The sequence below is a fragment of the Massilia sp. AB1 genome (assembly GCF_018119385.1).
Taxonomy (GTDB): Bacteria; Pseudomonadota; Gammaproteobacteria; order Burkholderiales; family Burkholderiaceae_D; genus Telluria.
Map to the genome: position 1 here is coordinate 45,490 of NZ_JAGKSG010000034.1, position 7,734 is coordinate 53,223.

The 7,734-nt window shown below is 65.7% G+C and carries 6 protein-coding genes; all 6 read left to right on the forward strand.

Annotated features, from left to right (window positions below):
- Positions 1-384 precede the first annotated feature (384 nt).
- On the forward strand, positions 385-1,323 hold the full coding sequence (locus J8847_RS17910) for an ABC transporter permease (protein WP_211526069.1): 939 nt from the start codon (positions 385-387) through the stop codon (positions 1,321-1,323).
- Positions 1,320-2,348: an ABC transporter permease gene (locus J8847_RS17915; RefSeq protein ID WP_211526070.1), complete on the forward strand. Its 1,029-nt coding sequence runs from the start codon at positions 1,320-1,322 to the stop codon at positions 2,346-2,348. The genes J8847_RS17910 and J8847_RS17915 overlap by 4 nt, the downstream gene beginning before the upstream one ends.
- 1 nt (position 2,349) lies before the next feature.
- Positions 2,350-4,041: an ABC transporter ATP-binding protein gene (locus tag J8847_RS17920; protein WP_211526071.1), complete on the forward strand. Its 1,692-nt coding sequence runs from the start codon at positions 2,350-2,352 to the stop codon at positions 4,039-4,041.
- 268 nt (positions 4,042-4,309) lie between these two features.
- Entirely contained in the window at positions 4,310-5,254 is a 945-nt protein-coding gene (locus J8847_RS17925) for a VTT domain-containing protein (protein ID WP_211526072.1), read from the forward strand.
- A gap of 218 nt (positions 5,255-5,472) precedes the next feature.
- A complete protein-coding gene (locus tag J8847_RS17930) occupies positions 5,473-6,489 on the forward strand; it encodes a glucokinase (RefSeq protein WP_211526073.1) in 1,017 nt (338 codons plus the stop codon).
- A 410-nt stretch (positions 6,490-6,899) separates the two neighbouring features.
- A complete protein-coding gene (gene scpB, locus J8847_RS17935) occupies positions 6,900-7,637 on the forward strand; it encodes an SMC-Scp complex subunit ScpB (protein ID WP_211526074.1) in 738 nt (245 codons plus the stop codon).
- The last annotated feature ends 97 nt before the right edge of the window (positions 7,638-7,734 follow it).

Genomic DNA, 7,734 nt, shown 5'->3' on the forward strand with positions numbered 1-7,734 from the left:
ATCATGTGAGTTTCCCAGTTAGCTCTGCCAGCGACGACCGCCGGCACAGTCGTTGATACAAGCCGTCATGTTAAAACGGCATCTTTACCGCAAGGAAATAAAAACATTTGGGTGCATATATTGTCAATTGTAAAAATTAGGCAAGTAAAAAAAACAACTGTGTGCACCGCAAGATTTACTTGAGTAACATTTCGTGTTATGGCTGGGAAATAAAAAAAGGTAATGACTGGGCGTCACCTTTTTATACGCGGGGAGCTTGCCCAGTCTGTATCCTGTCCACGGCGCGCGGCCGGGCAGGGCGCGCTGGTTTCAGGTAGGGTGTCGCCTTTTCGGGTGGCTGGACGGCAAGCCGGCGCGCACGCGCCGGCGCCAATCGGGAGTTTCATGATCGCTTATATCCTCCGCCGGCTGTGGCAGATGCTGCCGACCATGGCGGGCGTCGTCGTGCTGGTGTTCGCGCTGTTCAACTGGGTCGGCGGCGATCCCGCCTACCTGCTGGCCGGGAAGATGGCGGACACGGCCGCCATCGAGAACATCCGCCGCCAGCTCGGCACCGACCAGCCCTATACGGTGCAGCTGTGGATCTTCGTCAAGCAGATCCTCACCTTCGACTTCGGCAACGCCTGGAGCACCGGCGAGCCGGTCTCGCAAATCATCGCCAGCCGGCTGGGGCCGTCGCTGACCGTGCTGGTTCCGCTGACCGTGCTCGAAACCCTGTTCGGCATCGCGCTGGCCCTCGGCATCGCCTTCGTGCGCGGATCGCTGACGGACCGCGCCGTGATGGTCGCGTGCACGGTGGGCATGTCGATCTCGATCCTGGTCTACATCATCGTGTTCCAGTACTTCTTCGCCTACAAGCTGGGCCTGTTCCCGGTGCAGGGCTGGGGCGAGTCGCTGGGCGAGAACCTGCTGCGCTATGCGCTGCTGCCCATCATCATCGGCCTGGCGGTGTCGGTCGCGCCCACCTTGCGCCTGTACCGCAGCTTCGTGCTCGACGAAGTGGGCCAGGACTACGTGCGCACCGCGCGCGCCAAGGGCCTGGCCGAGCGCCGCATCGTCTGGGTGCACGTGCTGCGCAATGCCGCGATCCCGATCATCACCCACGTCATGGCCAACCTGCCGGCGCTCCTGATCGGCGCTTTCCTGCTGGAGCGCTTCTTCGGCATTCCCGGCATCGGGCGCGAAGTGATCCTGGCGGTGGAGCGCAGCGACTTCCCGGTCATCAAGGCGATCACGGTCTACGTGGCCGCCGCGACCATGGTCTTCAACCTGCTGGCCGACCTGCTGTACCAGGCGGTCGACCCGCGCGTGCAGCTCAAATGAATCCAGTCTCGACCATGACCACGCATCCCGCATCCCCCGGCCTGTGGACCCTGGCCTGGCGCCGCCTGCGCGCGGACCGCATCGCCATGGCTGCGCTGGCCGTGGTGGCCGGCTTCCTGGTGCTGCTGCTGCTCTCCAGCGCCGGCCTGGTGGCCGCCGACTGGGAAGAAGAAGTCGCCGTCAACTATGCGCCACCCAGCTTCGTCGGCGCCGACGCCGCCACCCGCGCCCTGGCCGCGGCCCAGGCGCCGCGCCCGGTCCCGCCGAACGCCTTCGATCCGCTGGCGGCCGAGCTGGCCGAGCTCAAGGCGCAGGCGGCGGCATCCGGGCCGCCGGCGGAAAAGCGCACCACCTTGCCCTTCGGCGCCGACAAATGGGGGCATGACGTCATCAAGAAGACCATCAAGGGCGGCGAGACTTCGATCGTGGTGGGACTGGTCGCGGCCTTCGTCGCGGTCGCGCTGGGCACCGTGTTCGGCGCCGTCTCGGGCTTCTACGGCGGCCTCGTCGACGACCTGTTCAACTGGTTCTACAGCGTCTTCACCTCGATTCCCTCGATCCTGATGATCCTCACCGTGGCCGCCGTGCTGCAGCAGAAGGGCGTGACGACCATCGTCCTGATCCTGGGCCTCACCGGCTGGACCGGGCCCTACCGCCTGATGCGCGCCGAGTACATGAAGCACAAGGCGCGCGAATACGTGATGGCGGCCGACGCCATCGGGGCCTCCGGCTGGCGCCGCATGTTCGGCCACATCCTGCCGAATGTCTCGCACGTGGCGCTGGTGCAGATGTCGATCCTGGTGGTCGGCTTCATCAAGGCCGAGGTGATCCTGTCTTTCCTGGGCTTCGGCGTACCGGTCGGCGTGGTGTCCTGGGGCAGCATGCTGAACGAGGCGCAGAACGAACTCATCCTGGGCAAGTGGTGGCAGCTGGCGGCGGCCAGCGGCGCCATGGCATTGCTGGTGACGGCCTTCTCGCTGTTCGCCGACGCGCTGCGCGACGCCCTCGACCCGAAGCTGAAGTGATATGAACCAGGATTCCTCCATGCTGCTGTCTGTGCGCGACCTGCGCATCTCCTTCAGGGTCGACAAGAAGACCACGGTCGAAGCGATCAAGGGCATTTCCTTCGATGTGCCGAAGAACGCCACCGTGGCGCTGGTGGGCGAATCCGGCAGCGGCAAGTCGGTCAGTTCGCTGGCCGTGATGGGCCTGCTGCCGCCCGACACCACCATCGTGCACGAGGGCGCCAGCGTGCGCTTCGACGGCCGCGAACTGCTCGGACTGCCCATTGCCGAGCGCCGCAAGCTGTGCGGGCGCGAGATCGCGATGATCTTCCAGGAGCCGATGTCCTCGCTCAATCCGGTGTTCACGGTCGGCTTCCAGATCGGCGAAGTCCTGCGCCTGCACATGGGCATGGACAAGCGCGCGGCGCGCGCCCGCACCCTGGAATTGCTGGCCGAGGTCGGCATTCCCGATCCCGACAACAAGATCGACGCCTATCCCTCGCAGATGTCGGGCGGCCAGCAGCAGCGCGTGATGATCGCGATGGCGATCGCCTGCGAGCCCAAGCTCCTGATCGCCGACGAGCCGACCACGGCGCTGGACGTCACCATCCAGAAGCAGATCATGGAGCTGATCGCGCGGCTGCAGAAGAAGCACCAGATGGCGGTGCTGTTCATCACCCACGACCTGGGCCTGGTGGGCGAGATCGCCGACCGCGTGATCGTGATGCGCCATGGCGTGGTGCGCGAGGAAGGAGAGGCGGCCCAGGTGTTCGGGGCGCCGCGCGATGCCTACACGCGCGCGCTCCTGCATTGCCGGCCCAGGCTCGACGAGCGGCCGGTGCGGCTGCCGGTGATCGACGACTTCATGAGCGGCAGCGTGGTGCCTGGCGCGGCGCTGGAGCAGCGCGAACGCGGAAGCTCGGCCCAGGACCGGCCGGTGCTGGTGGTGAAGAACCTGGCCAAGAGCTTCTGGCTGCGCGAAGGCCTGTTCGGCAAGCGCGAGTTCAAGGCGGTCAAGGATGTCTCTTTCACGCTGGGGCGCGGCAAGACCCTGGGCGTGGTGGGCGAGTCGGGCTCGGGCAAGACCACGGTCGGGCTCACCCTGCTGCGCCTGCACCGCGCCACTGGCGGCAGTGCGCTGTTCGAAGGGCGCGACCTGGTGACGATGTCGGACCGCGACTACCAGCCCTACAAGCGGCGCATCCAGATCATCTTCCAGAATCCCTACGCCTCGCTCAACCCGCGCTTCACGGTGGGCCAGATCCTGCTCGAGCCGATGCGCATCCACCGCATCGGCGCCAGCGATGCCGAGCGCGTGGAGATGGCGCATACCCTGCTCAGGCGGGTGGGGCTGCCGGAGCAGGCCTATCACCGCTATCCGCACGAGTTCTCGGGCGGGCAGCGCCAGCGCATCGCGATCGCGCGCTGCCTGACCATGAAGCCGGAGATCCTGGTGTGCGACGAATCGGTGTCGGCGCTGGACGTGTCGGTCCAGGCCCAGGTGCTGAATCTGCTGCAGGATCTGCAGGACGAGTACGGGATGAGCTACATCTTCATCTCGCACGACTTGTCGGTGGTGAAGTACATCTCCGACCAGGTGATGGTCATGCATCACGGCAGCGTGGTCGAGATGGCGGATTCGGACGACTTGTACCGCGATCCGCAGCATCCATACACGCGCTCGCTGCTGGCGGCGATTCCGCGCGGGGCGTAGCGGCGGTTCTGCGCGCAGGTCCCGCACCCGCAAAACCGTCGTTCCGGCGAAGGCCGGAACCCAAGTTCGTCGAGCAGCCGTCCAAATCAAACCGAGCCGATATGCATGCAAACTTGGATTCCGGCCTCCGCCGGAATGACGGTCTTGGGGCTGCGGGACTAACGTGTTAAGTGTGCTGTGCGCACGCTCGGCACTCACCGTTGCGAATATGCCAAACCGCCTCCAGCGCCGCCCTGTGAGCGCTTCTGAATTGGGCTAATATAGAACAATGCCCCCGTTATCCGACCTGATCCAGATGTACGGCGTGCTGATCGTGTTCGGCATCGTCCTTGTCGAACAGTTCGGCCTGCCTATCCCCGCCTATCCGATCCTCATCGTGGCCGGCGCGGTCGCGGTCGACGGCGGGGTCAGCTGGGAGCTGTGCCTGGCCGCGGCGGTGGGCGCCTGCCTGATCTGCGACCTGTTCTGGTTCCGCGCCGGGCGCTTCTACGGCAAGCGTATCCTGCGGCTGCTGTGCAAGATCTCGCTGTCCCCCGATTCCTGCGTCAACCAGACCGAAGACCGCTTCCGCCGCTTCGGCGTCAAGTCGCTGCTGGTGTCGAAGTTCATCCCCGGTTTCAACACCATCGCCGCCCCCTTGTCGGGCGCCATGGGCACCCACACCCGTCAGTTCCTGGCGTTTTCCATCACCGGCGCGGCGCTGTGGAGCGGCACCGGCATCCTGCTGGGTTCGCTGTTCCACGACAGCATCGACACGGTGCTGGACCTGCTCTCGACCATGGGCAGCACCGCGCTCTCGGTCGTCCTCTGCCTGCTGGGCCTGTTCATCGTGGTCAAGTACATCGAGCGCCGTCGCCACCGCGCCCGCACGTCCATGCCGCGCATCGAGGTCGGCGAACTGCTGGGCCTGATCGACGGCGGCCACCAGCCCCTCATCATCGACGCCCGCAGCCTGACCGCCCAGCAGCTGGAGGCGGCGATTCCGGGCGCCATCGTGTACCAGGCCTGCCAGCCCGACCAGCTGATGGCCTCGCTCGACCGCGACCGCCACATCGTCGTCTACTGCAGCTGCCCCAACGACGTCACGGCCGCCGAGGTGGCCAAGCAGTTCCTTGCCAACGGCTTCCACCGCACCCGTCCGCTCAAGGGCGGGCTCGACGCGTGGAACGCGCATCACGATCCCGACGCCGCCCTCGACCCGGCGACCTGCTGACCTCCCTTCCTGCATCCCCGGCCGCGCCTCCCGGCAGCGGGCCGGCGTGCCCGTTTCCTCTTCCTTTTCGATGAAGTAGTCGGACTACTACATTTTTGATGCACAGTTTGTGCGGAATTCGGTCCCTTAAGCGGCTGCCTGTACCTAAACTACAAAATCTTCTTGTAATCGCAGCAAAAAGTTTAGTAAGCTTGATCATCGCTTCTTTTTGATCTGCAATGACTGCTTCCTCGCTCACCGCCAGCTCCGCGTCCGTCACCCATGCCGGCGGCGCCCGCCTGCTTGCCGATATCGGCGGCACCAATGCGCGCTTCGCCCTCGAGTTCGGGCCGGGCCGGATCGAACTGATCGAGGTGCTGGCCTGTAACGATCACCTGTCCCTGGCCGCCGCCGTGCGCGCCTACCTGGCTTCGCCGGCAGTCTCCGAGGCCAATCCCGGTCCGGTGCGCCATGCCGCGATCGCCATCGCCAATCCGGTGGTGGGCGACTACGTGCGCATGACCAATCATCATTGGGAGTTCTCGATCGAGGCGCTGCGCCAGGAGTGCGGTTTCGAGATCCTGGAAGTGGTCAACGATTTCTCCGCGCTGGCGCGCTCGCTGCCCCACCTGGGCGGCCAGAAGCTGCAGATCGGCGGCGGCGCCCCGGTGGCGGATGCGCCCCTGGGCCTGCTGGGCGCCGGCACCGGCCTGGGCGTGTCCGGCCTGATCCCCTGCGGCGCCAGCTGGACCGCGCTGCGCAGCGAGGGCGGCCATGTGACCTTCTCGCCGGCCAACGAGACCGAAGTGGCGATCCTCCAGTTCGCCTGGCGCGAGTTCGAGCACGTCTCGGCCGAGCGCCTGCTGTCGGGCGCCGGCGTGGAACTGATCTACCGCGCGCTGGCCGACCGCGCCGGCCGTCCGGGCGAGAGCCTGGCGGCCCCGGAAATCTCGCGCCGCGCCCTGGCGGGCGAGTGCGCGCTGTGCGACGAGACCGTGGAAGCCTTCTGCGGCATGCTCGGCACCGTGGCCGGCAACCTGGCGGTGACCCTGGGCGCGCAGGGCGGCGTCTACATCGGCGGCGGCATCGTGCCGCGCCTGGGCGAACGCTTCGCGCGCTCGTCCTTCCGCAGCCGCTTTGAGCAGAAGGGCCGTTTTGCCGGCTACCTGGGCCAGATTCCGACTTATGTGATCACCGCCGACTACCCGGCCTTCCTGGGCGTATCGGCGATTTTGTCGGAAAAACTGTCCGGCTGAGCCAAATCGCGCGCATGCGCCTCCGAAACCCTTGCGTAGTAGAGGGTTTTATCGGTTACAATGGCCGGCAGTTGAATGAAACGACGTTGTCCGCTCACGCCCGTGCGTTCCAAGCGCCCGGTATCCTCGTGAAGCCGAGCCCGCGTTTCGCTTGAAACTCGACAGCGAGCAGCCCAGCCATCCGGCGGGCAGCCTGCGTAGCGCAGGTCCCTAGTCCCTGCCTGCCACGTAATGTCAGCCCGATGCGTCCAAGCCCGGGCCCTTGATTCCAGTTTGACGAACGCAGTAGACCGTGGCGGCCGCGCCCATTCCGGCCCGCCGAACGCCGGACATCCGCGATGTCTCCGCGCTGGTCTGCTAACCCGGTATTGTTTGATGTTCTTTGCATTCGAGCCTGACGACATCGTGATATGAATACAGACGAGGCCAAGCGGGTCCTCGAGACCGCCTTGTTGTGCGCCCGGGAGCCGATGTCGATCCATGGCATGAAGAAGCTGTTCGCCGAAGTCGACGCCAACGGGCGCCAGATCGGCGCCGGCGTGGGCAGCGACACGATCAAGATCCTGCTCGAGGAACTGCGCCTGGACTGGCAGGACCGGGGCATCGAGATCGTCAGCCTGGCGTCGGGCTGGCGCTTCCAGAGCCGGCCCGAGATGAAGGTCTATCTCGACCGCCTGGCGCCGGAAAAGCCGCCCAAGTATTCGCGTGCGACCCTGGAAACGCTGGCGATCATCGCCTACCGCCAGCCGGTGACGCGCGGCGACATCGAGGAGATCCGCGGCGTCGCGGTCAATTCGCAGACCATCAAGATGCTGGAAGACCGTGGCTGGATCGACGTGGTCGGCCACCGCGAAGTGGTGGGACGGCCGGCCCTGCTCGGCACCACCAAGCAGTTCCTGGACGACCTCGGCCTGGCTTCGCTGTCCCAGCTGCCGCCGTTGCAGGAAGTGGCGGATGCGCCGGACAGCCGCAGCCTGGAAGCCCTGGAAGCGGCGCTGAAAGAAAATTTTGACAAGGCGGACGTCCCCATGCCCGCCGACGACACGGAAACGATTACTTCACCTGTTGAAGTCCCGATTCATGACCGGGAGACGGCGGCCGACGCTGGGCCGGGTCTGCACAATAAAGATACGAATGATGACTACTGAACAGAACGAGACGAAGCCCGTGGAAGCGGGCGAGGTCGCCACCAAGCCGAAGCGCCGCACCAAGGCGGCCGCTAGCGCCGAGGCTGCGCCCGTCGTG